The sequence below is a fragment of the Nocardiopsis sp. NPDC050513 genome (assembly GCF_044457925.1).
GTDB lineage: Bacteria > Actinomycetota > Actinomycetes > Streptosporangiales > Streptosporangiaceae > Nocardiopsis.
In genome coordinates this window covers 34,748-58,926 of sequence record NZ_JBITHK010000014.1, presented here as the reverse complement: position 1 = coordinate 58,926, position 24,179 = coordinate 34,748, and the positions used below count along the sequence as shown (strand labels likewise).

Here is a 24,179-nt window from a genome sequence, read left to right as displayed (position 1 = left end):
GCATCCGCCCCCGCCCAGCCTCACCCCAACCGCACCCACCCCGTACGCACCCACAACACCCCACCCGACTCCAACCGCTCCACCACCGCACGCTCCAACCGCGTCCCCCGCGGCGCCCCCGCCACATCCACCTCAGGCATCCCGAACACAAACCGAAACACGTCCCCCTCCCCCGGAACCCCCCGACCCACCAACGAGAACCGCCGCTGGAACCGCACGATGTTGGACCCCTCCCCCAACACCTCACCCCACCACGGATCCAACAACCACGACGTACACGTCGCCACCACCGGATCCATCCCCAGATGCGCCCGCGCGAACGCCCGCGCCCCCGCCAACGCCGCATCCACCGCCACCGGATCCAACCCCCCGGACGGAATGTGCAACCGCACCACCGGATCCCCCGGCGCCATCCCCGCACCCGACGCGGCCGCCTCCCCCGCCGACAACCACTCCACCGCGCCCTGATCCCCCAACGACGCGGGCTCCAACTGCAACCCGCCCACCCAGAACAACCGCCCCCGGAACTGCGCCGCCACCCACGCCGAGGTCTCCAGACTCAACCGGCCGAACATCCGCCGCGAACGCGCCACCTGCACACCCACGTCCGCCAGCGTCCGCGCCGTCACCGCACGGTCGATCCCCCACGCCCCGTGCCGCTCGAACTGGTCCTCCACCGCCGCCGCGAACGCCCACAGCGCCGCCACCCGCACCCGGGCGTCCTCCGCCCCCACCAGCGCCGGCCACGCACGCCACCCGCCCAACGGCAGGTCCACGTCCGCGCACAACCGCCGGTACATGCACTCCACCAGATGCCACAGCTCCGGCGGCCACCCCGCGTCCGGCCCCACCGCCGCCACCTCGGCCCGGTCCACCGGATCCAACCCGAACAGATCCCACACCCGCGCGGCCCGCTCCCCCACCGGCACGTCCAGCGCCCGCGCCGGATCGGGAAGCCGCTCCGCCTCCGCCAACCACACCCGCACGTCCGCACCCAACCCGAACCGTTCCACCACAGCAGCGCTATCCATGCGCACATGATGCCGGAACGCCCACGCCCCAAGCCCTCCCACACCCGACGCGAGTGAGGCCGGGCTCACAGTGGGGCATAGTGTTGACGTACGACCACGAACTCAGCGAAACCACCGAAAACGAGGACGACCACCGATGTCCGACCCGGCGCACCGCATACAGGACTGGATCGCCACCCACGACACACCCACCACCTCCGTGGCCCACCTGCTCTGCGACCGCCACCGCCCCGACACCGCGGCCACCACCGAGATCGGACCCACCCTCGAAGCCACCACCCTCACCTTCGGTGAACTCGCCGACCGCTCCCGCGCCCTCGCCGCAGGCCTGGCCGACCTCGGCGTCGACACCGGCGACCGCGTCGCCACCCTCATCCCCAAGGGCATCGACCTCACCGTCGCCGCACTGGCCGTCTGGCGCCTGGGCGCCGTCCTCGTCCCCCTCCTGCCCTCCTTCGCCCCCTCCGCCATCGCCGAACGCCTCACCCACTCCCAGGCCCGCCTGGTCCTGTGCGACGACGAGTACCGCACCAAACTCGACCCCCTCCCCGACTCCACCGCCCCCCGCTGGGGCGTGGCGACCACCGGCGCCCACCCCCTGCGCGAGGGCGACCACACCCTCGACTCCCTCGCCGAGCGCGCCCACACCCCCGTCGAGGACGTCGCCGTCGGCGGCGACGGCGCCCTCGCGCTGCTGTTCGTCTCCGGCCCGGTCGGCCCGCCCCGGGGAGTGCCGGTGCCCGTGCGCGCGCTGTCGGCCATGCACGCCCACCACCACTACGGCCTCGGGGTGGACGACGAGGACGTGTACTGGAACACCGCGGCCCCGGGAACCGCCTACGGCCTCTACCACGGGGTGATCTCGCCCTTGCTGGCCGGGCACAACTCGCTCGCCCTGCGCGCGGGGTTCTTCGACCCCGAGCTCACGCTCGACGTGCTGGGCCTGTTCGGGGTGACCAACCTGGCCGCCGACCCCACCACGTACCGCACGCTGCGCGCGGCGACCAAGACGCTGCCGCCCGACGTCGTGGTCCAGCGGCTGTCGAGCGCCGGTGAGCCGCTGGCCCCCGACGTGGTCGAATGGGTGACCGACGCGTTCGGGGTGCCGGTGCGCGACCACTACGGGCAGACCGAGCTGGGCTGGTGCGTGGGCGCGCCCAACGGGGACACGGGCGAGCCGGTGCAGGAGATCGTTCCGGGGGCGATCGGCCCGGCGCTGCCCGGGTGGGACGTGCGCGTCCTGGAGGCGATCTCCGACGAGCCCGCGCCGGTGGGCGCCTACGGTCGGGTGGCGGTCGACCTGGCCAACAGCCCGCTGGCGTGGTTCGAGGGGTACCTGGAGAACGAGGGCGCCTCGCAGGTGCGGTTCACTCCGGACCGGTCGTACTACCTGACGGGTGACACGGGGATCGTGGACCGCGGGGGCCTGCTGTTCTTCTCCACGCGCGACGACGGCGCGATCCAGTCGCACGGGTACCGGATCGGTCCCACCGAGGTGGAGGCGGTGCTCAACGAGCACGCGGCGGTGGAGGAGTGCGGGGTGTACTCGATCCCCGACGAGCTGGCGGGCCAGGTGATCGGCGCCCGGGTGGTCCTCGCCTCCGGCTACGGGGCGGGCGAGGAGCTGGCCGAGGAGCTCAAGGAGTGGGTGCGGACGCGGTACGCCACGCACGCCGCGCCCAGGACCGTGGACTTCGTGGCGGAGCTGCCGCGCACGGCCTCGGGCAAGATGCGGCGGGCGCGGCTGCGCTGAGCCCGGTGGGGGTGTGCCGCGGACCGAACTGAGAACGCGCGGCAAGCCGGATATTCGGTCATGGTCACCACGTTCGACGTCAGCGCCGATACCCCTACTCGGATGCACGCCGACAGGACACGGGATCGGTGAACGCCTCCGGTCGGGTCCGCTCGTCACCGTCGGCTCCCCTTGGCGCCTCCCCCCTTCCGCGCGGAGAACGGCGTTCGAAAGAGTGGGCGAATCGCCCCTTTCGGTACTAAGGAAATAGGGTCCGCGCCCGACACTCCGCCGCGCACGATCCGGGACGGCGGGTTCTGACCGTGATACCCATCTCGATGTCCGTTCTTCCCCGGAGTCCGAGATCCCGGTCGATCCGAACATGAATTCTCTTCTTGCGGTGACGGCCTCGTTTTCCGCCTGCCGTGGGTGAACGGATCATCGACACTCACGAAAGGAAAACGCGCATGCGCCATATGTCCACACTGATCGGCGTGGCGGCAGGGGCGGTGCTCGTCGCGTGGTCCACACCCGTGGCCGCCTTCGTCACGCCGACGTACGTCTGCGACGAGGTCACCGGCCCGGTGGAAGGCATGGGCTCCGCGACCGGACAGACGAATTGCGTCGGCCCGGAGGTCGGCGACGTCATCCATGCATTCACGCTGGAGTCGTCCGACCAGACAGTCAGGTACACCTGCCTGGGCGGCGGATATTCGAATGTTCCCGAGTACCTCATCGGATACTCGTGCGAATGAGCGGAGTGCGGCACGGGGGACGCACCCCCCAGGACCCAGACGGCGGCGGACAGGAACACCGAACTTCTCGGATGGAAGCCAGGGAGCGCGGAATGAACGGTACGGGATCGAACCGGGTGCTGACGCGCACGGCGGCGGCGCTGATCGGGATCGGCGTGGCGGCGACGGGCGCCGTGCTGGCACCGGTCCAGGCGTCGGCTGCCCAGATCGCGGCGGACTGCTCGCAGGAGGGCGTCTACTGTGACATCCAGCTGTTGAACCGCGACAGTCGGGACGGTTCGTTCTTCCAGATCAGCCCCAGCGACGGCAATCCGGGAACGGAAATGGTCCTGTACGACACCGACACACACCGGCAGAAGTACACGTTCGTGACTGATCGGGATGGGACGTTCTCGATCGTCAACCAGGACACCGGACTCTGCGTCGACGCACAGATGGGAACCAAGTCCGACCGCCTCTACCTCGATCACTGCGACGACTCCGAATCGCAGGAGTGGTATCTCCAGCCGACCACGGCAACGATCGGCGGTCAGCAGGCCAGCCGGTGGCGACTGCGGCACGCCGACGACGACAAGTGCGTCAACATCTACCGGGAGAACTTCAGCAACTTCGCACACGTCGGACTGTACGGGTGCCACAGCCCCAGCGAGCTCAACGACAGCTGGGTCATCGAGACGGAACCGGGTACGGAGCTCACCCACCAGCGGCGGATGGAGTTGGCGACGTTCCGCGCGCTGTCGATGTGGGACGACGGTTCCGGTGTCATCAGGGACGCGAAATTCAAGGTCGGATCGGACGCACCGGCCACACCCAGCGATCCGGAGATCGTCAGTCAGGTGTGGCGGAACGGATCCTCGAGGGAGATGTCCCATGCATTCTCCTGGACGCACACCACGAGCTACACCAACACCGTCGGTGGTTCCCTGTCGGTGTCCACGACGATCGGCACGGGTGAGGCCTCGCCGGTCCAGGCGTCGGTCACCGTGGGCATCGAAGTGCACTACGACCGGCAGTGGGGGCAGGAGAACGCGGTGTCGGACAGCGTCACCTACCCCGTCCAGCCCGGTGAGACGGGATGGGTGGCCCGGGCCCAACTGATGAAGACGATGAACGGGACCTGGGAGATCACGACCGACAGGGGTGATTCCTGGGTGGGGTCGGGGACCGCGACCGTCCCGGCCAAGGACAACACGGACGGCCGGCGCAGCGTGGTGGCCGTCTGCACCACGGACGGGCTCCCGGACCCGATCTGCGACGCGACCCGGCCGCGCGCTCGCATGCTCATGAACAACGGGGCCTGAGACCGACGTCGGGCTTCCACGGGGGACCGCGTCGCGGTCCCCCACCGGCCCGCGACGCATCAGGGACGGGACGGGACGAGCTCGTCGATGCGGGCGGCCAGGGCCATGTCGTTCTCGGTGAGGGCGCCGACCGCGTGGGTGCACAGGGACAGGCGCACCCGGTTGTAGCGGATGTCGATGTCGGGGTGGTGTCCGGCCTGTTCGGCGGCCTGGGCGATCTCGTTGACCAGGGCCATCGCGGCGAGGAAGTCGGGCAGGCGGACGGTGCGGTGGATGTCGGGCGCCTCGGGGTCCCACTCCCAGTCGGTGAGTCGTTCCAGGCCCTCGCGGATCTGGTCGTCGCTGAGCTTCATGGTGTCCTCTCCCCCGGTGGTGGTGCCAGTGCCAGTGTCGGTGCCCATCGGTGACCGTACGGTGCCGCGCCGTGGCGGCGCGGGCGGCGCAGGGGAACCGTACCCCGGTGTGCGGTCGGTTTCACGCACCGTTCGCGGCGCCGGGCGGGCTGGGGGTGGTCGGTGCGGCGAAGCCGCGCGATGGTGGTGGTGTGTGTGCGTCGAGTGACCGAACCCGCCACCTTTACAGTGTAGATTTTGTGCTTGGCCGGATTCGGCAACACCGGCTCTGACCAGCGCGCATCTGGGTTCTCCGGCGCCGTGGGCGGACGCCAGACCTTGCGCGATCCCCCGTGAACCGATTCACTCTGAGTCCGGCCGCTCCCCCAGCCCGCGGGCTTCGACGTCCACGCTCCCCTCCCCCCATGGAAGCGAACCCATGCCCCATGAGAAGCGCCGCTCGCTTCGCGCACGCATGATCACGCTGGTCCTGGTCCCCAGCACCGCCCTCCTCGCACTGTGGGCCGTGATGACCACCGTCATGCTGGTGGACATCCGGGACCTGCACACGACCGCGGCCCTGACCGAGGAACTCGGCGGACCCGTCGTGAGCGTCGTGGGACAACTCCAGCGCGAACGCCGCGCCACCATGGACACCGCCAGCCCCTCCCAGGCGAGCCTGCTGCGTCTGGAGAGGGCCCGGGAGGACACCGACGAGGCCCTGGCCCTCTACCGCCGCAGGATGGACGGCTTCGACTCCGCGGACCTGTCCCGCCAGGCCCAGGGCCTCGACGACCTCCTCGACGGGCTCGACGGGCACCGGGAGCTGGTGGACGGGCTCCCCCGCTCCGGGCGCACCCCCCTGGCGGCGGGGACCTTCTACGACCAGGCGATCGAGACGGGCCTGCGGTTCTGGGACGGCCAGGTGACCCGGGCCGATCCCGAACAGGTCCCCCACCTGCGCTCGCTGACCTCGCTCATGCTCACCCGGGAGCTGCTCAACCAGCAGGACGCGGTGGTGGCCCACGCCGTGGCCAGCGACTCCTTCACCGCGAGCGACCACGCCCGCTTCTCCGCGGCGGCCGGGGCCCAGCAGTTCACCTGGAACAGGGCCGGCGCCGAGCTCAGCGAAGCCGACCTGACGGAGTACGCCCGCGTCAGCTCCTTCACGGGGCTGGCCACGGTGCACCTGCTCCAGGACAACATCGTCGGCAGGCCGCCGGGCGACGACGACACCGTGCCCGTCAACGCCTCCGCCTGGCGCGGTGCGGCCGAGGCCGTGGACCTGCGGATGCGCGAGGCCGAACAGGCCCAGATGGAGCGCGTGGTGACCCTGAGCAACGAACAGGCCGCCGAGTTGACCCGCGTCGTGGCGGTCAGCAGCGTGCTCGTGCTCATCGCGGCCCTGGCCTCGACCGCGGTCGCGGTGAGCGGGACCCAGCGGCTGGGGCGCCGGCTCCAGGAGTTGCGCACGCTGACGCTGGAGCACGCCCGGGTGCGTCTGCCGGAGGTGACGGCGCGGCTGCGCGCGGGAGAGAGCGTGGACGTGGACGCCGAGGCGCCGCGGCTGAGCGTGGAGCGGCGGGACGAGATCGGTGAGGTGGCCGAGGCGTTCAACGACGCCCAGCGCGCGGCGGTGAGCGCGGCCGTGGAGGAGGCGCAGGTCCGTGCGGGCGTGCGGGCGATGTTCCGCAACCTGGCGCGGCGTACGCAGTCGCTGGTGCACCGCCAGTTGCGGTTGCTGGACTCGTTGGAGCGCGGTGAGACCGACCCCGAGACGCTGGCGTCGCTGTTCCGGATCGACCACTTCAGCACCCAGATGCGGCGCAACGCGGAGAACCTCGTGCTGCTCAGCGGTGACGCGCCGGTACGCGCGGGGTTGGGTCCGGTGGGTCTGCACGAGGCTGTGCGGGCGGCGGCCAGCGAGATCGAGGACTACACGCGGGTGCGCGTGCTGGAGGTTCCCCGGGTGTGGCTGCGCGGTGACGTGGGCGCGGACACGGTCCGGTTGCTGGCCGAGCTGCTGGAGAACGCCGCGGCGTTCTCGCCGCCGGGGACGTCGGTGACGGTGCGCGGCCGGGACGGCGACGGCGGAGGCTGCGTGGTGGAGGTGGAGGACCGCGGGCTCGGGATGACGGAGGTGCAGCGGGTGTCGGCCAACGCCCTGTTGGCCGATCCGCCGCGGTTCGATCTGGCGCGGATGCGGGAGGACTCGCACCTGGGGCTGTTCGTGGCGGCGACGATCGCGGCGCGGCACGGGTTCGGTGTGACGTTGCGGGCCGGTGCGTACGCCGGGACACGGGCGGTGGTGGAGATCCCCGCCGCCGTGCTGGCCGAGCGGCGGGAGGAGGGGCGCGCGGTCGAGGACACGGGGCCGTACCCGGGCCCGGTGGTGCGGCGGGCGCCGTCGGAGCCGTCCGGTGCGCCGACGCGGGGGTCGGCGGTCGTGTCCTCGGGGGGGCCGGGGTCCGCTCCGGAGGAGGACACCTACATGGGGTTGCCGCGGCGGCGCCGGCGTACGCGCGCGGCGGGGGTGTCCGGTGGTGTGGCCGTGGGCGAGGCGGCGCCGGAGGGCGCCGGGGCCCACGGGGGCGGGGAACCCGGCGGGAGCGGTGATCAGCGGCCGCTGTCCGAGATTCGGTCGATGATGAGCGCGTTCCAGTCGGGGACGACGCGCGGGCGCGCGGCGCCCGGCGGCGGGGGTGCGGAGGGCGTGCGCGGTGCGCGTCCCGGTGAGGAGACGGAAGGGTGATGGGGATGTCGGCGGACGTGGCTGGTGGCGGGCGGATGGTCGGTGGCGGGCTCAACGGCGGGTCGGCGGTCAGGTCGTTGGACTGGCTGCTGGGTGACCTGGTGGAGCGGGTGGCGGGGGCGCGGCACGCGCTGCTGCTGTCGGCCGACGGGCTGCTGTTGTCGGCGTCGCCGGAGGTGGTGCGGGAGGAGGGCGAGCGGCTGGCGGCGATCGCGTCGGGGTTCGCGAGTCTGGCGCGCGGGGCCAGGAGGGAACTGGGGGCCAGTGAGGTGCGCCAGACGGTCGTGGAGATGGACAACGTGTTCCTGTTCGTGTTGGCGGCCGGTCGCGGGGCGTCGCTGGCGCTGGTCGCGGAGGCCTCGTGCGACATGGGTCAGGCGGCGTTCGAGCTGAACCGGCTGGTCCGGCAGGTGGGGCCGCATCTGTCGGCGCTGCCGCGCGGTCGCAGGGGCGGGACGTGAGTCCGGCGCCGTCCGGGGAGGACGGCGAGGAGTCGAATCTGATCCGGCCGTACGCGTTGACGGGGGGACGTACCCGTCCGTCCCGGGCGGATCTGACGGTGACGACGCAGGTGGTGGCGGTTCCGGTGGTGGGCGGGCCGGACGTCGACCCGGAGGTGGAGTTGATCCTGGCGCTGTGCGCGCGGCCGCTGTCGGTGGCGGAGGTGGCGTCGCGGTCGGGTTTCGCGCTGGGTGTGGTGCGGATCCTGGTGGCGGATCTGGCGGATGAGGGGCGTGTGGTGGTGCGGACCTCGGACTGGGAGCGCGCCCGCCCCGACGCGGCCACGTTGCGTTCGGTTCTGGAGCGGATCCGGGAGTTGTAGAGGTGGAGTGGATGACCGCTGAGGTGGCGGGACCGGTGCCGGACACGTTGAAGATCGTGGTGGCCGGAGGTTTCGGGGCGGGCAAGACGACGTTGGTGTCGGCTCTGAGCGAGGTGGAGTCGCTGCACACCGAGGAGGTGATGACGGCCGAGAGCGAGGGGATGGACGACCTGGTGGGGGTCGAGGACAAGACCACGACGACGGTGGCGTTGGACTTCGGCCGGATCACGCTGGACGAGTCGACGGTGGTGTACCTGTTCGGGACGCCGGGGCAGCGCCGGTTCTCCTACATGTGGGAGGAGTTGGCGCGGGGCGCTCTGGGGGCGGTGGTGCTGGCGGACACGCGTCGCCTGACGGACTCCTTCGACGTGATCGACTTCTTCGAGGAGCGGCGGGTGCCGTTCGTGGTGGCGGTCAACTGTTTCGACGGGCAGCGCACGCACCGGGCGGAGGACGTGCGGGTGGCGTTGGACCTGGAGGATCCGGTGCCGTTGCTGCTGTGCGACGCGCGGAGCCGGCAGTCGGCCAAGGAGGTGGTGGTGGAGTTGGTCGAGTTGGTGCTGCGTTGGGAGTTGTCCGGAGCCTGAGGGCGCGGCGACTCAGAGACGGTGGTGGCGCCGTCGGCCCCGCGGGGTCGGCGGCGCCGTCGTGCGCGGGGACGGACGGCCCGTGCCGTGGGGGCTGCGGGCCGACGGGGCGCGCGCGGGTGTGGCGTAGATGGCACAACACACGAGTCTCAACGGATTTCATCGCCCACAGGCGTCAGATGTCACAAATCAGTTGCCCAGGCCAGATTTTGCGATGGATTCGCTTGCATCGTGGAGTGACGCCTGTCATGGTGGGTTTGCTCACAGAAGACCCGGAGCATACGAATCGTCGGCACACCCCTCAGGAAGAAGGTCGGTCTGTTGTCCGAGGCGACCCCGAAGCTTGCGCGCGTCCTCAAGCTGCCCCACCTGGTGCTGTTCGGCCTGGCCTACCTGGTCCCGACCACGATCCTCACCGTCTACGGGGTCGCCACGGCGATGTCGAACGGGCACCTGCCGACCGCGGTGCTCGTGGCCATGGTCGCGATGCTCTTCACCGCCTACTCCTACGGGCGTCTCTCACGGGTCTACACCTCGACCGGATCGGCCTACGTCTACGCCCAGAGGTCGCTGGGCCCGCGCACCGGGTTCATGGTCGGCTGGACGATGATGCTCGACTACCTGTTCCTGCCGCTGATCAACTACATCACCATCGGGCTCTACCTCAACGCCCAGTTCCCCGCGGTGCCCGACTGGGTGTGGATCGTCGGCTTCCTCGCCGTCGTCACCACGCTCAACGTGCGCGGCATCGCCCTGGTCGCCAGGGCCAACACCGTCATCGTCGGCGCGCAGGTGGCGTTCCTGCTGCTGTTCTTCGCGATGAGCGCCCGCCACCTGGTCGGCACGACCGACATCCACCCCCTGGCCCCGTTCGTCGGCGGCGGCCTGGAACTGCTGCCGGTCCTGAGCGCCGCCGCCATCCTGACCGAGTCCTTCCTGGGCTTCGACGCGGTCACCACCCTGTCGGAGGAGGCCGAGAACCCCAAGCGCGACGTCCCCCGCGCGATCATCCTGGTCACCCTGTGCGGCGGCCTCATCTTCCTGGCCGCCTCCTGGTTCGGGCACATGGTCTTCCCCGACCACACCCGCTTCACCGACGTCGACTCCGCCGCGCTGGACATCATGCGCGCCGTGGGCGGTGACGTCCTGGCCGCGCTGCTGACCACCGCGCTGATCATCGGCTCCTTCGGCTCCGCGCTCAGCTCCCAGGCCAGCGTCTCGCGCGTCCTGTACGCCATGGGCCGCGACGGCAGCCTGCCCAAGGGCGTCTTCGGCCGTCTCAGCAGGCGGTACAACACCCCCGCCGCGAACATCCTGCTGGTCGGCGGTGTGGCGGTCGGCGCGGTCTTCCTCGACATCGAGACCGTCGCCTCGTTCATCTCCTTCGGCGCGCTGGTCGCCTTCGCGGCCGTGAACCTGTCGGTGATCATCCACTTCGTGGTCCGCGAGCGCATGCGCACCGGCGCCGACCTGCTCAGGTACGGGCTGGTCCCGGGGGTCGGACTGTGCCTGACCGTGTACCTGTGGACCAACCTCAGCGGCCTGGCGTTCGTCATCGGCGGTGTGTGGGCCGCGGTCGGCCTCGTCCAGCTGGCCTACGTCACGCGCGGGTTCCGCCAGGCCCCGCCAGAGATGTCCTTCGACGAGAAGGCCCTGGAGGAGCGGGCCTCCAGCGCGGCCTGACCGCTCCCCCGCCGACCGGTCAGCGCCCCCGGGGGCGGCGGCCGGTGAGCGCGACCAGCCGGTCGGTGTCGTCGGCGCCGTCGGCGACCTGGACGGGGGCGTCGAACATCGCTCCGGGGCCCGGCGGCCGGTCGTCGGTCCAGGCCCTCAACGCGGACGCGAGGACGGGGTCCAGCCGGGTCGGCGCGCCCAGGGCGGTGGCCAGGTCCCAGGCGTGCACGGCCAGGTCGAAGGTCATCTCCCACAGGTAGGTCCGGCCGGGCACGTCGCCGTAGGACAGGTGCACGGTGCGGGCCAGGGCCGCGGGGGCCAGCCACGCCTCCCGGGCCGCGTGCGCCGCGGCGGACCAGGCCGCCACGGGGTCGTCGCCGAGCTGGTCGCCGTCGTAGCGGTCCCCCACGTCCTTGACGCGGGCGCCGCCGAGCAGGTGGGGGACCCACAGCTGTTCGGTGACCAGGTGGCCGACCAGGTCGCGCACGGTCCACTCGGTGCACGGGGTCGGCCGCGTCCAGTCGTCGGTACCCACGTCGCGCACCCGGCGGTCGAACTCCCCCATCGCCGTGGCGTGCAGCTCGATCAGCGTGGACATGTGCGCCCCCTCGGTGCGGATCCCCGGACCCTACCCGGGGGCGCGGTGCCGTCAAACACGGTCGGCGGGCGGCGGCGCGAGCGGTCCGGGTACCGCCTCAAGGCTCTTTCAAGGTTCCGGCAAGGCGGCGTCCCTAGCGTGGAGCGGTCGCGTCCTCGCCCGTCCTGCTCCCCGGACGGCCCCGCGCACCCGTTCCCACCCCCCGAGGAGTGCCGACCTCCATGACCGTCCTCATCGCCGCAGTCGTCCTCCTCACCGGACTGTGCCTGCTGAACCTGCTGCTCACCATCGGCGTGATCCGGCGTCTGAGGGAGCACACCGCGCTCATCGGCGCCATGGGCGGCGCGCAGGACTTCCCAGAGGCCATGCTCGCCGCGGGTGAGCGGATCGGGGCCTTCTCCGCCGAGACGCTGGACGGCGCCGTGCTGACCCGTGACGACCTGGACGGCCAGACCCTGATCGGGGTCTTCGCACCGGGCTGTCCGGGCTGTGAGCAGCAGATGCCCCACTTCGTGGAACTGGCGAAGAGCTCCCCCGGGGGCAGGGACGGTGTCCTGGCCCTGGTCGTCGGCGGTCCGGAGGAATCGGCCGGCGAGATCGCGCGGCTGGCACCCGTCGCGCGACTGGTACGGGAGGACCACGACGGCGCCCTCGCGCGGGCACTGGGCGTGCGCTCCTTCCCCGCCATCGCCCGCGTCGGCCCCGAGGGACGCGTGGTGGCCAGTGGAACCCAGGTGAGGGACCTGGAGAACGCCGCTGATGTCTGACCTGACCGAACACACGGCCGGCGGTGTCCGGACGTCGCTGCGCGGTGTGGTCGCGGCCCTGGGCCTGGCGTGGACCACGGGGTGGTACCTGCCCGCCGCCCTCGGCCTGCTCACCCTGCTCCAGGCCGTGACGCCGGTCGTGGCCGCGTGGCTGACCAAGGTGGTCCTGGACGCGGTCACGGGCACCTCCGGGACCGGGCACGTGCTCGGTCCGGGGCTGGGTCTGGCCGCCGCGGGGCTCATGACGGCCCTGGCCCCGTTCGCGTCCCGGTACGTCGTCGACGAGATGTCCCGCCGGGTCGGCCTCGCCTCCCAGGACCGCCTGTTCTCAGCGGTGGAGCGGTTCACCGGACTGGCCCGCTTCGAGGATCCCGCGTTCCTGGACCGGATCCGACTGGCGCATCAGTCGGGCGGCGCGACACCCAGTGGCGTGACCTCGTCGGTCTTCTCCCTGATCGGCGCCGTCGTCACCATCTCCGGGTTCCTGGCCTCCCTGCTGGTGATCAGCCCGGTGATGGCCCTGGTGGTGCTGCTGGCCGCCCTGCCGTCGCTGTTCGTGGAACTGCGCCTGTCCAGGGCGCGGGCGGGGATGATGTGGAATCTGGGGCCCGTCGAGCGACGCGAGTTCTTCTTCCGCGACCTGTTGTCGAACGTGCGGGCCGCCAAGGAGATCCGCCTGTTCGGGGCGGGACCCTACCTTCGCGGACGGATGGCCGACGACCGGCGCGAGTCCAACGCCCAGAACCGGCGGTTGGACCAACGGGCGCTCCGCGCGCAGACCCTTCTGGGGATCCTGTCCGCCGCGGTGGCGGGAGGGGGGCTGGTGTGGGCCGTCCTGGCGGCGGTGGAGGGCAGGCTGACGGTGGGGGACCTCACCCTGTTCGTCGCGGCCGTGGGCGGGGTGCAGGGCGCCCTGGTCCAGCTGGTGCAGGACATCATGTTCGCCCACAACCAGCTCCTGATGTTCGACCACTATCTCAAGGTCGTTCGGACCGGACCCGATCTCGCCGTCCCCGCGCGCCCCCGCCCCGTTCCCGCGCTCCGCAGGGGCGTCGAGTTCCGAGGGGTGTGGTTCCGCTACGCGCCCGAGCATCCCTGGGTACTGCGCGACGTGAACCTGGTGATTCCGCACGGGGGGTCGCTGGGCCTGGTGGGACGCAACGGGGCGGGCAAGAGCACGTTCGTGAAACTGCTGTGCCGGATGTACGACCCCGAGCGCGGGGCCGTCCTGTGGGACGGGGTGGACCTGAGGGACATGGATCCGGCCGAGCTGAGGCGCCGCGTCGGCGCGGTGTTCCAGGACTACATGGAGTACGACCTGACGGCGGCGGAGAACATCGGGCTCGGCGACGTTGGCGTCCTCACCGGCGCCGATCCCGTGCCGGGTTCCGGGGCGGACTCCGGCGCCGGACGGGAGCGGATTCGTTCCGCGGCCGGACACGCCGGAGCCGACCGGATCGTGGAGAACCTGCCCCGCGGCTACGACACCCTGCTGACGCGCATGTTCTTCGATGACTCCGACGGCGAGGACGACGCACGGCTCGGGATCCCCCTCTCCGGCGGGCAGTGGCAGCGTCTCGCTCTGGCCCGCGCCTACCTGCGCGGACAGCGCGACCTGCTCATCCTGGACGAGCCCAGCTCCGGATTGGACGCGGAGGCCGAGCACGAGATCCACGCCGGGCTGCGCGCCCACCGGCGGGGGCGCACCAGCCTGCTCATCTCCCACCGGCTGGGCACGGTGCGCGAGGCGGAGCGGATCGCGGTCCTGGACGGGGGCCGGGTGGTGGAGGTCGGAAGCCACGACCGCCTCCTCGCGGAAGGCGGCTTGTACGCCCACCTGTACGGAATCCAGGCGCGCGGCTACCAGGACGCCGAGGACGCCGTACCGGCCCAGGCGGGAGAGGGGTGACGGTGTCGGAGGCCTCCGCGCTGGGGCTCGCCCTGACCGCTGTGGCCGTGGCGGGCGGTGGCTGGCTGCTGTGGTTGCGGCGCACGTGGCTGGTGGTGGACGTGGTCGGGGAGAGCATGGTCCCGACGTTCGGGAGCGGCGACCGGGTCCTTGTGCGCAGAGGCCGGACCGAGGCTCTGCGCGTGGGTGACGTGGTCGTGTTCGGCGGGCCTGCGCGCGACGGCGGGCGCCCGTCCCTCCGGTCGGGTGCGCCCTCCTTGGTGGTCAAACGCGTGGCCGCGCTGCCGGGCGACCCGTTGCCCGACACCGTTCCCGGGAGGGGCCGCGGTACCACGGTCCCCCCGGAGCGGTTGGTCCTGCTCGGTGACAACGCGGCCCGCAGCACCGACTCACGGGACTGGGGCCCCGTCTCCCTCGAGGGTGTGCGCGGGGTCGTGGTCCGCCGCATCGCGCCTCGACGCCGACGCCCGGCGGCGCCGTCGCCTCGCTAGGCCGCGGAGCGGTCCCGCCCGGTCCGCGGACGGGACGGCGGTGGGCTCGGCGCGGCCCCCCTGAGGGGGCCGAAGAGGTCGACGAGGTCGTCGAAGTAGTACGCCACGGCGGTGACCACCAGCGCCGCGGACACAGCCAGGCCCGCCTCCGCCAACGATGGGGGCAGCTGCGCGCCGACCACGTGCGCGCAGACCAGACCCGCCCCCGAAAGGCAGGTCAGTGCCAGGTTGCGCCCTACGTGCGGCCATCCCAGGGATGACCGGGACCTGCCGAAGCAGGAGCAGGGGACGGCGTCGTCGGCGCACGCCGAGTACAGGGCCAGCAGGGTGAACGCGGCCAGCAGCAGGGTGGCCGCGGCCAGGGCGGGAATCCGCGCCCACGCGCCGGCGAGCAGGGCCGCTCCGGTCGCGATCTCGACCGCGGTGTGGGCGCGGGAGGCGGCGCGCACGGGGAACCGGCGCAGGGGCAGGCGTGCGGCGAGGACCGCCCAGGTCTCCTGATGGTCCTCACCCCGGACCTTGGACAGCCCGGACGCGAGGAGCACGCCTGCGACCGCCGTCTGGAGGAAGAAGGTGGCGAGTGTGAGCAAGGGGCTGGATCCTTCGCGGACCGGGCTGGGGGAAGGACGGCGGGGGTGGTCCCGCCAGCGGCTCGGTGCCACGGGCGGGAGGTCGGGTCAGCAGCAGCCGACGGTCACCCAGGCGCCGTAGTAGATGTCGCCGCTGTCGTGGCAGACGCGGCGGCGCTGCCTGGAGTCCCGCGTGCCGGCGCAGGTCGAGGCGCGGTACACGCACCGGTACTGGAAGTAGCAACGCTCCGCCATGGCCTTGGCGGTGGCCCTCGGGGCGAGGCGTTCGAGGATCATGTCGCTGAGCCGGACAAGAGGGGTCACGTTCATGGAGAGCTCCGATTCCTACGGGTGTCCAGGGTGGTGGCCGGACGTGTCCCGGGAATCGGTCAGCACGGTGCTTGCCGGCTCCGGGCCGGGGTCCGGCCGTCACGTGGTGTCGGAGCAGCGTCTCAGCACGACCATGAGCGTTCCTTGCCGAAACCTTGATCCGGCCGGGGAACCCGCACCGCTGCCGGAGTGGGGGGCCGTAGCGCCGTCGGAGGCCGCGGTCCCCGAATCCGTGACCGGGGACCGAGGACCGAGTCAGGCGAACAGGTCCCAGCCCATCCGCACCAGCAGCGCCAGGACGACCACGAGCAGGACCGTGCGCACGAACCCCGCGCCGCGGTTCAGTGCCATGCGCGAGCCGATCTGGGCGCCGACGATCGTGCACGCCCCCAGGGCCAGGCCCAGCCACCACAGGACGTGGCCGCCCGCGGCGAAGACGACCAGGGCGCCCACGTTGGTGGCGGTGTTGACGATCTTGGCCGAGGCGGAGGCCGCGACGAAGTCCATCCCCAGCACGGCGGTGAAGGCGATGATGAGGAAGACGCCGGTGCCGGGGCCGATGAGTCCGTCGTAGAAGCTGACGCCGAGCCCGGCCAGGGCGACGGCGGCCAGGGCCCGGTTGCGGGTGCGCAGTCGGGGGTCGGGGGCGGTGCCCATGGCGGGCCGGAAGTAGACCATGAGGGCCACGCCCGCCAGGACGAGCATGATGACGGGTTTGAGGACGTCCGCCGTGAGCGCGGTGGCCAGGAGCGCGCCCGTCCCGGAGCCGAGCAGGGCCAGGCCCGCCGTGGGCCACACGATCCGGGGTTCGAGCTTGATCCGGCGGGCGTAGGCGACGGCGGCCGAGGCGGTGCCGAAGACCGCGCCGAGCTTGTTGGTGCCCAGCAGGGTGGCCAGCGGCGAGGTGGGCGAGGCGACCAGCAGCGCGGGCAGGAGGACGAGTCCTCCCCCGCCGACCACGGCGTCGACCCAGCCCGCGCCGAGGGCCACCAGCAAGAGGAGGCCGAGGATCTCGGGGTCCACGGTCAACTCGTGCTGTGGGGGGAAGAGAGGGTGATGGGGCCTTCGGGGTTCATGTTCGCCGAGTCTAGACGAGCCGGGGTTTGTTCCTTACGGGTGGTATGCGCTCTCACCCGCACCACACATCCCCTCGCCCACGATCCAGCGGCCCACCTGTCTTCCAGGACAAGGAAGGGTCACCCCTCTGCCGGATCGGCCGCACGCACACGATCCGCGCGCCGTCGCACCGCCGGAGGCGTGCGGGACCCGTGAACGCCGGGAGGGGCCGGGCGACGCCCTCGACACGTGGTCCGGTCCCCTTCGGGAGGGACACCGCCGCTGCGGTGACGCTCCCTCAGATGTCGGCGGGCCTCCAGTCCGGAGCCTCGACGAGCGTGACCCGCCTGAGCAGGTCGGCCGCCCTGCCCACGCCCTCGACCGAGTTGACCAGCGTGTCCTCGTGCTCGATGTTGAGGGTGCCGTCGTAGCCGACCGAGCGCAGCGTGTAGACGAAGTCGGCCCAGAAGGTCTCTCCCCCGGGGTGGCCGAGCCCGAGCGTGACGTAGTTCCAGGCGCGGTCACCGGGGTCGGTGATCGCGACGGTGTCGAGCAGTCCGTCACGCGCGGCCCGCGGCCCGTTCACACGGATGTCCTTGGCGTGGACGTGGAAGATGGAACCGCCCAGTTCACGGATGACGGTGGGGATGTCCGCGCCCATCCACATCAGGTGCGAGGGGTCCAGGTTCGCTCCGACGACCTCGGGGTCCCCGACGCTCTCGATCAGCCGGACCATGCTGGAGACGCTGTGCACCAACTGCCCGCCGCAGGCTTCGACGGCCAGGCGCACGCCCTTGTCCCGGGCGAAGGCGGCCAGCTCCCTCCAGTAGGGGACGGCGACCTCGTCCCACTGGTGGGCGAGGATGTCCAGGTTCTCCGGGGGCCAGGAGGTCGTGATCCAGTTCGGGTGGGAGTCGCCCCTTCCTCCCGGAAGGCCGGACATCATGACGACGGTGGGAACGCCGAGGGCGCTGGCCACCTCGATCGTGTCGCGCACGACCTCGTCCTGCTCCGGTCCGGAGACCGGGTGGAGCTGGTTGCCGTTCGCCGTCAGGGCGCTGAGGCCCAGGCCCCGGTCGGCGATCCTGCCCGCGAACTCGGCACGGGCCTCGGCCGAGGACACGAGCGAGGGCAGGTCCGCGTGCGGGCTCTCCGACCAGTTTCCGGTGGCCACCTCCACCGAACTCAGGCCGAGGCCCTTGGCGAGGTCCAGCGCCTCCTCGAAGGTCAGGTGGCTGACGGAGTCGGTGATCAGGCCGATCTGCATGGCGGGTCCTTCGGTGTTTCGACGACCGACGGCACAGCCCCCGCAGCCTTGCCGGGCCTGTGCACTGTTTCGTAAAACTAGTACGTACAAGTACTACGTACTATGTATCCGTGCTGGTAAGACTGTCAACACCGGCACACAACGACGAAGGGTGCGCATGCGCGATCCAGAGGGCGCTGATCGACCATCCTCGGCGAAGCGGACCAAGCGACCCACGATGTCCGATGTGGCCGCGCGCGTCGGAGTCTCACAGGCGCTCGTGTCCCTGGTGTTCCGCGGCCAGCCCGGAGCGAGCCCCCGGACGCGGGAGCGCGTCTTCAAGGCCGCCGAGGAGCTCGGGTACCGCCCCGACACCGCCGCCCGACTGCTCAGACGCACCCGCAGCCGACAGCTCGGCGTGCTGTTCACCATGCGCCAACCGCACGACGTGGACATCGTCGAGGCGCTCTACCCGGCCGCCGAGAGGCGGGGCTACGACATCGTCCTCAGTGCCATGGCCGCGACACGCGACGAGCGTCAGGCCGCGGAAGCGCTACTCGGGCTGCGCAGCGAGGCCGTCATCGTCATCGGCACCGAGTCCGACCCGCGGCACCTGACCGCGGTCGCCGGCCGGACACCCGTCGTGGAGATCAACCCGCGCACGAGAGCCGCCGGTGTGGACGTCGTCCGAACCGCCGACGGCAAGGGGGTGCGCCAGGCGGTCGACCACCTCACCCGGCTCGGGCACCGCGCCATCGCACACGTCGACGGCGGCACCATGCCCGGCGCCCGCGAGCGGCGGAACGGCTACCGCACCGCCATGCGCCGCCACGGACTGGCCGCGCACATCCAGGTCCACCCCGGCGACTACACCGAGGAGTCCGGCGCCCGGGCCGCCCGGGACCTACTCGCGGACGACGAGCTTCCCACCGCGGTCATCGCGGGCAACGACCGGTGCGCCCACGGTCTGCTCACCGCGTTCCTGCGCGCGGGCGTGCGCGTGCCCGAGGACGTGTCCATCGTCGGCTACGACGACAGCCAGCTCGCGCGCCTGTCCTTCATCGACCTCACCTCCGTGCGCCAGAACGCCGACGAGGTGGCCGAACTCGCCGTCCAGGCGGCCGTCGAGCGGCTCGACGGAGGGCGGACCGCCGACAGGGACATCGTCCTCGAACCCGCCCTCGTCGTCCGGGGCAGCACGGGTCCGCCCCGCGCCTCGTAGGGATCGGCCACCCGTCCGTCACCCGGGCCGGGAACGTGTCGCCTCTGGCCTGGAGCGCACGTCCTGGGCTGTCGCGCACGCACTCGGGGCGCCGGTGGCCCGCGGTGTGGGGCCAGTGGGACAGCGCACCCGCGATCCCCGTGCCCACCTGTCCATCAGGACAAGGAAATGTCACTGTCCCGGCGACCAGCCACCAGAACCACGATCCTCGCACGTCAGGAACCGCCCGCCCGGCATGCACCGCACGATGCACGTGCCCGCCGGTTCCGGCCGGACCGCCCCGGATAGCCCGCGCGCGAACAGGGGAATGATCGCGGTCCCGGGGGTCGGGAGCGGATGGTGGAGCTGGACGTACTGGGGACCGTCGAACTGCGCGTCGGCGGCCGTCCCCTGGAACTCGCCGGGCGTGCGCGAGACCTGGCGGTGGCACTCGGAGTCGAACCCGGTCACCCCGTCGACCGGGACACCCTCATCCAACGGGTCTGGGACGGCGAGTTCGTCGAACGGTCCACGCTCGACGCGACGCTGACGCGCCTGCGCAACCGCCTGCGCACGGTCGGCGCGGCCCCGGCGGCGCTGCGGTCCAAGGCCGGGGTCTACCGCTTCCAGATCCTGCCCGAGGCAGTCGACTGGCAGCGGTTCCTGCGTCTGCGCGATCAGGCGGACCGGGCCCGGCGCGCCGGTGACGACCCCGAGGCGCACGTCCGCGCCCGCGCCGCCCTCGACCTGTGGCGGGGGCCGCCCCTGCCCGGTCTGACGAGCCGGTGGGCGTCGAGTCTTCGGCACACGATGCAGACGCGGCACCAGAGCGTCGTGGAGCTGTGGGCGCGGACCGGTCTGGCCACCGGCGCCCACGGCGTCGTGGACGCCCTGGCGGACTACGTGCACGCCTACCCGGCCAACGAGGCGCTGGCCGAGCTGCTGATGCGGTCCCTGCACGCGTCGGGACGGCCGGGGGACGCCGTGGAGGTGTACGAACGGCTGCGCGGGCACCTGGAGGAGCACGAGGCCGTGCCCCGCTCCTCCACCGAGCGGACGCTGCGCCTGGTCCTGGGCGCGGAGCCCACCGGGCCCTCCCAGCCCGACCTCGCGCACGTCGCCCCCCTCCCCCGCCGCCAGTACAACACGCTGCCCCGCGACCTGCCGGACTTCACCGGTCGCGCCCGGGAGATCGAGGGACTGGTCGCCTCCGTGACCACCCATCCGCCGGGCGCGACGGGGGTCCACGTCATCCACGGGCTGACCGGCATCGGCAAGTCGACGCTGGCCGTGCGGGTGGCCGCCCTCCTGAGCGGGCACTTCCCCGACGGCCGATTCCACGTGGAACTGCACGGGCGGGGCGAACCGCATCCGCGCAAGGCCCCGACGGAGGCGCTGCGCGAACTGCTCTCGATGCTCGGCGTGCACCAGGCGCAGCAGCCCTCCTCCGAAGCCGAGCTCATGGCTCTGTGGCGGGACCACACCGCGCGGGCCCGGATCCTGGTCGTCCTCGACGACGCGGCGGACATCGCGCAGGTCCGCCCGCTCATCCCCGGTGGTCCGGACTGCGCGGTGCTGATCACCAGCCGCTGGGGCCTGTCGGAGCTGGACGGCGCGCGCCGACTGCGTCTGTCGTGGCTGAGCGACGAGGAGGGCACCGCCCTGCTCCTCAGCGTCCTGGAACGGCACGAGTCCTCGGAGGCGATCGAGGGGATCGCGCGGTTCTGCGGCGGCCACCCGTTGGCGATCCGGCTGGCGGGCGGACGGCTCCGGTCGCGTTCCGCCTGGAGTCCGGAGGACCTGCTCGCCCGGCTCGGGGACGTGTGCGAGGGACTCGACCACATCCGGTCGGGCGACCGTTCCCTGGAATCGGTGTTCCAGGTCAGCACCCGTGATCTGGACCCGCCCGTACGGCAGGCCCTGCTCCGCCTCGCCCTGCACCCGGGCGACAGGTTCGACGCCCACGCCGCGGCCGCGCTGGTGGGGGTGTCGGCCCGTGGGGCGGAGGCGGTCCTGGAGCGCCTGCTGGAGGCGTCCCTCATCGAGGAACCGAGAGCCGGCCAGTTCGCGATGCACCGGCTGCTGTCCGCGTTCGCGCGACGCTCCCCCGATCTTTCGGCGGGTCAACGGCACGGTGCGCTCCACTGCCTGTTCACCTACTACCTCCACGCCTGCGACCTGGCGGACCGGCGCTATGCCCCCGACCGGTACCGGCGGCCCCTGGCCGACGCACCCTGCGACCTCCCGCCGATGCGGTCCCTGTGGGAGGCGTACCAGTGGTGGGACGGTGCTCAGCAGTGTGTGCTCGACGCGCTCGCCTGGGCGCGGTCGCACGGCGGCCACGAGGCGGCCGAGGCCGACATCGCACACGCCTGCGCCGCGCTGTTGGACGCGTCCGTCGGCTGGGAGGACGCGGCGGCTGTCCACGCGCGTGCCGCCCATGTGCGGGGGCACCGCGATCCGCACGGCGCGGCCCACGCACTGTACGACCTGGGTCAGGCGCAGTGGCGCCTGGGCCTGCTGCCGAAAGCCTACGCGTCCGTCACGGAGGCCCATCGGCTCTGGTCCCTGATCGGCGACGCGAAGGGCAGTGCGATCACCCTCAACGAGCTGGGAACGATCCGGTACGTACAGGGGCGTTTCACCGAGTCGGAGCGGTTGCACCGCGAGGCCTTCGGCATGGCCGAGGGCGAGGGCAACCGCGCGGGCATGGCCGACGCGCTCAACGGGATCGGCAACTGCGCCCGTGAGACGGGGCGCATGCGCGAGTCCGTGCCGCCGTTCCTGGAGGCGCTGGAGTACTACGGCCAGATCGACAACTGGCGCGGGATCGCGCGGACGATGGGAGATCTGGCGGGGTCCTACTGCTATCTCGGCCACTTCCAGGAGGCGACCCGCCTCGAGGAGAGAGTGCGCGACGTGTTCCGGTCGGCCGGGGACCAGCGCCAGGTGGCGGGAGCGACGATCAACCTCGGGGAGATCGCGCACGCCCAGGGCGACCACGGGGGCGCGCTGCGCCACGCGCGATCGGCTCTGGCCACCTTCCACACGATCGGGGACCCGGAGGGGGTCGTCGTGGCCCTGGGCAACATCGGCGCGGCGCTGGTGCGCCTGGGCCGTGCCGGGGACGCGACGGCACCGTTGGAGGAGGCTCTGGCGAGGTCGGAGCAGCGGCTGTCCGCGCGCCGGTACGAACTGCTCCTCACGCTCGGGCACGCGCACGCGATGGCGGGCGACGGCGCGCGGGCCATGGCGCGCTACGAGGAGTCGGAGGCCGAGGCCGCGCGCGTGGGAACGGTACGCGGTCGCGCCCTGGCACTCCTGGCGTGGGAGCGGCTGGCGCGGGCGCGCGGCGACGACGCCAAGGCCGAGGAGTTGCGGCGCGGCTACCGGCCGCTGAGTCACCTTCTCGACCAGGAGGAGATCACCGCGTATGCGGCCGAGTTGGACTTCCTCCAACATTCTTCGCACTAGCCCCACACGGAGCACCCGACACATCTAGGATTCGGACTGACCAGAGCGGCCTCGGACGTCAGCGTCCGGGCCGCTCGACGTCGTGATCCCCATCGAAGTGCCCAGCCACCAGAGAGTCACCCATGCCCGAAATCTCTACGATCGTCACCTTCTGGTTCCTGATCCAGGGGTGGTACCGCCACATGGCGTCAGAAGGACCGGACGTCCATGGAGTGGTCGCAGCAGTCGTGGGCGTCGTCTGCTGAACCGGTCGTGGGGGGGGGGGGCGGGGGGGGGGGCGCCCCCCCCCCCGGGCGGGGCGGGGGCCCCCCCCCACCCCCCCCCCGCGGGCCCCCCCCCCCCCCCCACACACCCCCGCGGGGGGGGTGGGGGGGGGGGGGGGGGGGGGGGGGGGGGGGGGGGGGGGGGGGGGGGGGGGGGGGCGCGCGGCCCCCCCCCCCCCCCCACGCCGGGGTCGACCGGTGAACGGTCCACTCCTCCCGATCGGTGGTCCTGCCCCCGGAGCATCAGCCGACGGTGTCGAGGTAGGCGCGGACGGCCGCGGCCAGGTCGCCCAGGTCGCCGGTGGGCCCGCCCGGGGACCGCGCCAGCAGGTCACCTTCCGGGAGCCGGGGCCGGGGCACCGGCGACCGTGACAGGTAGGGCCGGACGAGCGCGCCGCCGACCTCGTCGGGGTCGCCCGTGTCCCAGGCCGTGGACTCGCCCGTCGCGGCAGGCGGTACCGGGGGCCGAGGAGGGTCGGGCGGCGGAGCGGTCGCGACCGGTGCGCGCCTGGGCGGGTCCGGAAGGAACACGAACGCCAGCGCCTGGGCCAGGACCGCGGCGAGGACGGACCGGAGTCGGCCGGCGACGGTTCGGTGCGGCCTGCGGTGGCGGCCGACGGTGTGTTGCACGATCGTCCTCCTGCCTGTTCAGGTGGTTGATCCCGCCCCGGCTCGGTGGATCCGAGCACCGATCGGGGCGTTTTCGTGTCCGCCGCCGTCAGGCGGCCGGGTCGCGGTGGGGGTCGACCAGCGCCCACACGGTCAGCGGGCCGCCAGGGCATCCGGTCCACCACCACTTCTCCGCCAGCGCGGCCACCAGACGCAGCCCGCGCCCGTTCGGGTCCGCGTCGTCGACGCGGTCTGCGGGGGCGGGAACCGTGACCGGGAACTGAGCGCGAGGGCCGTCGTCGGTCACTCCGACCAGGACGACCTGACCCGGCAGCGTCTCCATCGAGACCCTGACCCGTCCGCAAGGGCCGCCCGAGGCGGTGTGCACCACCGCGTTGGTGACCAGTTCGCTGACCACCAGCAGGATGGGGAACGCCCGGTGCGCGGGCATGCGCATGCCGCACCGGCACCAACTGCGCACCCGGGCCACCTGGTCGCGGGTCCCGCCGAAGTAGGCGGTGCGCACGCCCGCGCGCTGCTCGGGGACCCTACGGGGCAGGTCCACCGGGGTGGTCGGCCGCTCGTCTCGCGACCGCCTCGGTGGCGGGATGTCGAAGTCGCGCATCAGGTACCTCCGCACAGGGGTTGGAGTTCATCCGGCTACCGCGAACGCACTGAT

Annotated in this window: 23 protein-coding genes; 14 read left to right on the top strand and 9 right to left on the bottom strand. The window is 72.2% G+C overall.

Annotated features, from left to right (window positions below; genetic code table 11):
- Window positions 1-20 precede the first annotated feature (20 nt).
- Window positions 21-1,031, bottom strand: coding sequence for an acyltransferase domain-containing protein (locus tag ACIBFB_RS22470; protein WP_397233180.1), 1,011 nt, complete (start codon window positions 1,029-1,031; stop codon window positions 21-23).
- A gap of 136 nt (window positions 1,032-1,167) precedes the next feature.
- On the opposite strand from ACIBFB_RS22470, the gene ACIBFB_RS22465 reads away from it, so the two are divergent.
- The 3 genes from ACIBFB_RS22465 (at window position 1,168) to ACIBFB_RS22455 (ending at window position 4,819) form a co-directional block, all read left to right on the top strand.
- The gene (locus tag ACIBFB_RS22465) at window positions 1,168-2,784 is read left to right on the top strand and encodes an AMP-binding protein (protein WP_397233178.1); all 1,617 of its coding nucleotides are present in this window, start codon (window positions 1,168-1,170) and stop codon (window positions 2,782-2,784) included.
- A gap of 446 nt (window positions 2,785-3,230) precedes the next feature.
- On the top strand, window positions 3,231-3,518 hold the full coding sequence (locus tag ACIBFB_RS22460; protein WP_397233176.1) for a hypothetical protein: 288 nt from the start codon (window positions 3,231-3,233) through the stop codon (window positions 3,516-3,518).
- Between the two features lie 92 nt (window positions 3,519-3,610).
- Complete coding sequence (locus ACIBFB_RS22455; RefSeq protein WP_397233174.1) at window positions 3,611-4,819, top strand: ricin-type beta-trefoil lectin domain protein; 1,209 nt, start codon at window positions 3,611-3,613, stop codon at window positions 4,817-4,819.
- Between the two features lie 59 nt (window positions 4,820-4,878).
- Here the strand turns inward: ACIBFB_RS22455 and ACIBFB_RS22450 are convergent, their stop codons facing one another.
- Window positions 4,879-5,172 carry a 4a-hydroxytetrahydrobiopterin dehydratase gene (locus ACIBFB_RS22450; RefSeq protein ID WP_397233335.1) on the bottom strand — a complete coding sequence of 98 codons (294 nt, stop codon included), beginning with the start codon at window positions 5,170-5,172 and terminating at the stop codon, window positions 4,879-4,881.
- Between the two features lie 418 nt (window positions 5,173-5,590).
- On the opposite strand from ACIBFB_RS22450, the gene ACIBFB_RS22445 reads away from it, so the two are divergent.
- The 5 genes from ACIBFB_RS22445 (at window position 5,591) to ACIBFB_RS22425 (ending at window position 10,996) form a co-directional block, all read left to right on the top strand.
- Window positions 5,591-7,903 carry a nitrate- and nitrite sensing domain-containing protein gene (locus tag ACIBFB_RS22445; protein WP_397233172.1) on the top strand — a complete coding sequence of 771 codons (2,313 nt, stop codon included), beginning with the start codon at window positions 5,591-5,593 and terminating at the stop codon, window positions 7,901-7,903.
- Complete coding sequence (locus ACIBFB_RS22440; RefSeq protein ID WP_397233170.1) at window positions 7,903-8,364, top strand: roadblock/LC7 domain-containing protein; 462 nt, start codon at window positions 7,903-7,905, stop codon at window positions 8,362-8,364. The genes ACIBFB_RS22445 and ACIBFB_RS22440 overlap by 1 nt, the downstream gene beginning before the upstream one ends.
- Entirely contained in the window at window positions 8,361-8,726 is a 366-nt protein-coding gene (locus ACIBFB_RS22435; protein ID WP_397233168.1) for a DUF742 domain-containing protein, read from the top strand. The genes ACIBFB_RS22440 and ACIBFB_RS22435 overlap by 4 nt, the downstream gene beginning before the upstream one ends.
- Window positions 8,727-8,737: 11 nt before the next feature.
- Window positions 8,738-9,313: a GTP-binding protein gene (locus ACIBFB_RS22430; protein WP_397233166.1), complete on the top strand. Its 576-nt coding sequence runs from the start codon at window positions 8,738-8,740 to the stop codon at window positions 9,311-9,313.
- A gap of 321 nt (window positions 9,314-9,634) precedes the next feature.
- Window positions 9,635-10,996: an APC family permease gene (locus ACIBFB_RS22425; RefSeq protein ID WP_397233164.1), complete on the top strand. Its 1,362-nt coding sequence runs from the start codon at window positions 9,635-9,637 to the stop codon at window positions 10,994-10,996.
- Between the two features lie 19 nt (window positions 10,997-11,015).
- Here ACIBFB_RS22425 and ACIBFB_RS22420 read toward each other — a convergent pair whose 3' ends face one another.
- Complete coding sequence (locus tag ACIBFB_RS22420; protein WP_397233162.1) at window positions 11,016-11,585, bottom strand: TIGR03086 family metal-binding protein; 570 nt, start codon at window positions 11,583-11,585, stop codon at window positions 11,016-11,018.
- Window positions 11,586-11,806: 221 nt separating this feature from the next.
- On the opposite strand from ACIBFB_RS22420, the gene ACIBFB_RS22415 reads away from it, so the two are divergent.
- From ACIBFB_RS22415 to ACIBFB_RS22405, 3 genes are read left to right on the top strand one after another with little or no spacing between them, the layout of a single operon-like run.
- Window positions 11,807-12,352 (top strand): TlpA family protein disulfide reductase, encoded by a 546-nt coding sequence (locus ACIBFB_RS22415; protein WP_397233160.1) that lies wholly within the window; start codon window positions 11,807-11,809, stop codon window positions 12,350-12,352.
- Window positions 12,345-14,261, top strand: coding sequence for an ABC transporter ATP-binding protein (locus ACIBFB_RS22410; RefSeq protein ID WP_397233158.1), 1,917 nt, complete (start codon window positions 12,345-12,347; stop codon window positions 14,259-14,261). The genes ACIBFB_RS22415 and ACIBFB_RS22410 overlap by 8 nt, the downstream gene beginning before the upstream one ends.
- A 2-nt stretch (window positions 14,262-14,263) precedes the next feature.
- Window positions 14,264-14,752 (top strand): S26 family signal peptidase, encoded by a 489-nt coding sequence (locus ACIBFB_RS22405; protein ID WP_397233156.1) that lies wholly within the window; start codon window positions 14,264-14,266, stop codon window positions 14,750-14,752.
- Here ACIBFB_RS22405 and ACIBFB_RS22400 read toward each other — a convergent pair.
- The 4 genes from ACIBFB_RS22400 to ACIBFB_RS22385 form a co-directional block, all read right to left on the bottom strand.
- A complete protein-coding gene (locus ACIBFB_RS22400) occupies window positions 14,749-15,342 on the bottom strand; it encodes a MauE/DoxX family redox-associated membrane protein (protein WP_397233154.1) in 594 nt (197 codons plus the stop codon). The two genes, ACIBFB_RS22405 and ACIBFB_RS22400, sit on opposite strands and share 4 nt — an antisense overlap.
- Before the next feature lie 87 nt (window positions 15,343-15,429).
- Window positions 15,430-15,651, bottom strand: a complete 222-nt coding sequence (locus ACIBFB_RS22395; protein ID WP_397233152.1) for a hypothetical protein — start codon at window positions 15,649-15,651, stop codon at window positions 15,430-15,432.
- A gap of 255 nt (window positions 15,652-15,906) precedes the next feature.
- Window positions 15,907-16,674: a sulfite exporter TauE/SafE family protein gene (locus ACIBFB_RS22390; protein ID WP_397233150.1), complete on the bottom strand. Its 768-nt coding sequence runs from the start codon at window positions 16,672-16,674 to the stop codon at window positions 15,907-15,909.
- 331 nt (window positions 16,675-17,005) lie between these two features.
- Complete coding sequence (locus tag ACIBFB_RS22385; protein WP_397233148.1) at window positions 17,006-17,974, bottom strand: sugar phosphate isomerase/epimerase family protein; 969 nt, start codon at window positions 17,972-17,974, stop codon at window positions 17,006-17,008.
- Between the two features lie 217 nt (window positions 17,975-18,191).
- Between ACIBFB_RS22385 and ACIBFB_RS22380 the strand changes: the two genes are divergently transcribed.
- From ACIBFB_RS22380 to ACIBFB_RS22370, 3 genes are all read left to right on the top strand, one after another.
- Entirely contained in the window at window positions 18,192-19,175 is a 984-nt protein-coding gene (locus ACIBFB_RS22380) for a LacI family DNA-binding transcriptional regulator (protein WP_397233146.1), read from the top strand.
- A 336-nt stretch (window positions 19,176-19,511) separates the two neighbouring features.
- Window positions 19,512-22,628, top strand: a complete 3,117-nt coding sequence (locus ACIBFB_RS22375; protein WP_397233144.1) for an AfsR/SARP family transcriptional regulator — start codon at window positions 19,512-19,514, stop codon at window positions 22,626-22,628.
- A gap of 122 nt (window positions 22,629-22,750) precedes the next feature.
- Window positions 22,751-22,873: a hypothetical protein gene (locus ACIBFB_RS22370; RefSeq protein ID WP_397233142.1), complete on the top strand. Its 123-nt coding sequence runs from the start codon at window positions 22,751-22,753 to the stop codon at window positions 22,871-22,873.
- A 261-nt stretch (window positions 22,874-23,134) separates the two neighbouring features.
- On the opposite strand, the gene ACIBFB_RS22365 is transcribed toward ACIBFB_RS22370, so the two are convergent.
- Both ACIBFB_RS22365 and ACIBFB_RS22360 read right to left on the bottom strand, forming a co-directional pair.
- Entirely contained in the window at window positions 23,135-23,521 is a 387-nt protein-coding gene (locus ACIBFB_RS22365) for a hypothetical protein (RefSeq protein ID WP_397233140.1), read from the bottom strand.
- A gap of 88 nt (window positions 23,522-23,609) precedes the next feature.
- The gene (locus ACIBFB_RS22360; RefSeq protein WP_397233138.1) at window positions 23,610-24,125 is read right to left on the bottom strand and encodes an ATP-binding protein; all 516 of its coding nucleotides are present in this window, start codon (window positions 24,123-24,125) and stop codon (window positions 23,610-23,612) included.
- Window positions 24,126-24,179: the final 54 nt, after the last annotated feature.

Coding starts and splice junctions, on each gene's coding strand:
- ACIBFB_RS22385 (WP_397233148.1), bottom strand. CDS start 17,974: ATGCAGATCGGCCTGATCACCGACTCCGTCAGCCACCTGACCTTCGAG.
- ACIBFB_RS22465 (WP_397233178.1), top strand. CDS start 1,168: ATGTCCGACCCGGCGCACCGCATACAGGACTGGATCGCCACCCACGAC.
- ACIBFB_RS22470 (WP_397233180.1), bottom strand. CDS start 1,031: ATGGATAGCGCTGCTGTGGTGGAACGGTTCGGGTTGGGTGCGGACGTG.
- ACIBFB_RS22420 (WP_397233162.1), bottom strand. CDS start 11,585: ATGTCCACGCTGATCGAGCTGCACGCCACGGCGATGGGGGAGTTCGAC.
- ACIBFB_RS22440 (WP_397233170.1), top strand. CDS start 7,903: ATGGGGATGTCGGCGGACGTGGCTGGTGGCGGGCGGATGGTCGGTGGC.
- ACIBFB_RS22450 (WP_397233335.1), bottom strand. CDS start 5,172: ATGAAGCTCAGCGACGACCAGATCCGCGAGGGCCTGGAACGACTCACC.
- ACIBFB_RS22380 (WP_397233146.1), top strand. CDS start 18,192: ATGTCCGATGTGGCCGCGCGCGTCGGAGTCTCACAGGCGCTCGTGTCC.
- ACIBFB_RS22460 (WP_397233176.1), top strand. CDS start 3,231: ATGCGCCATATGTCCACACTGATCGGCGTGGCGGCAGGGGCGGTGCTC.
- ACIBFB_RS22360 (WP_397233138.1), bottom strand. CDS start 24,125: ATGCGCGACTTCGACATCCCGCCACCGAGGCGGTCGCGAGACGAGCGG.
- ACIBFB_RS22375 (WP_397233144.1), top strand. CDS start 19,512: ATGGTGGAGCTGGACGTACTGGGGACCGTCGAACTGCGCGTCGGCGGC.
- ACIBFB_RS22455 (WP_397233174.1), top strand. CDS start 3,611: ATGAACGGTACGGGATCGAACCGGGTGCTGACGCGCACGGCGGCGGCG.
- ACIBFB_RS22415 (WP_397233160.1), top strand. CDS start 11,807: ATGACCGTCCTCATCGCCGCAGTCGTCCTCCTCACCGGACTGTGCCTG.
- ACIBFB_RS22370 (WP_397233142.1), top strand. CDS start 22,751: ATGCCCGAAATCTCTACGATCGTCACCTTCTGGTTCCTGATCCAGGGG.
- ACIBFB_RS22410 (WP_397233158.1), top strand. CDS start 12,345: ATGTCTGACCTGACCGAACACACGGCCGGCGGTGTCCGGACGTCGCTG.
- ACIBFB_RS22430 (WP_397233166.1), top strand. CDS start 8,738: ATGACCGCTGAGGTGGCGGGACCGGTGCCGGACACGTTGAAGATCGTG.
- ACIBFB_RS22395 (WP_397233152.1), bottom strand. CDS start 15,651: ATGAACGTGACCCCTCTTGTCCGGCTCAGCGACATGATCCTCGAACGC.
- ACIBFB_RS22445 (WP_397233172.1), top strand. CDS start 5,591: ATGCCCCATGAGAAGCGCCGCTCGCTTCGCGCACGCATGATCACGCTG.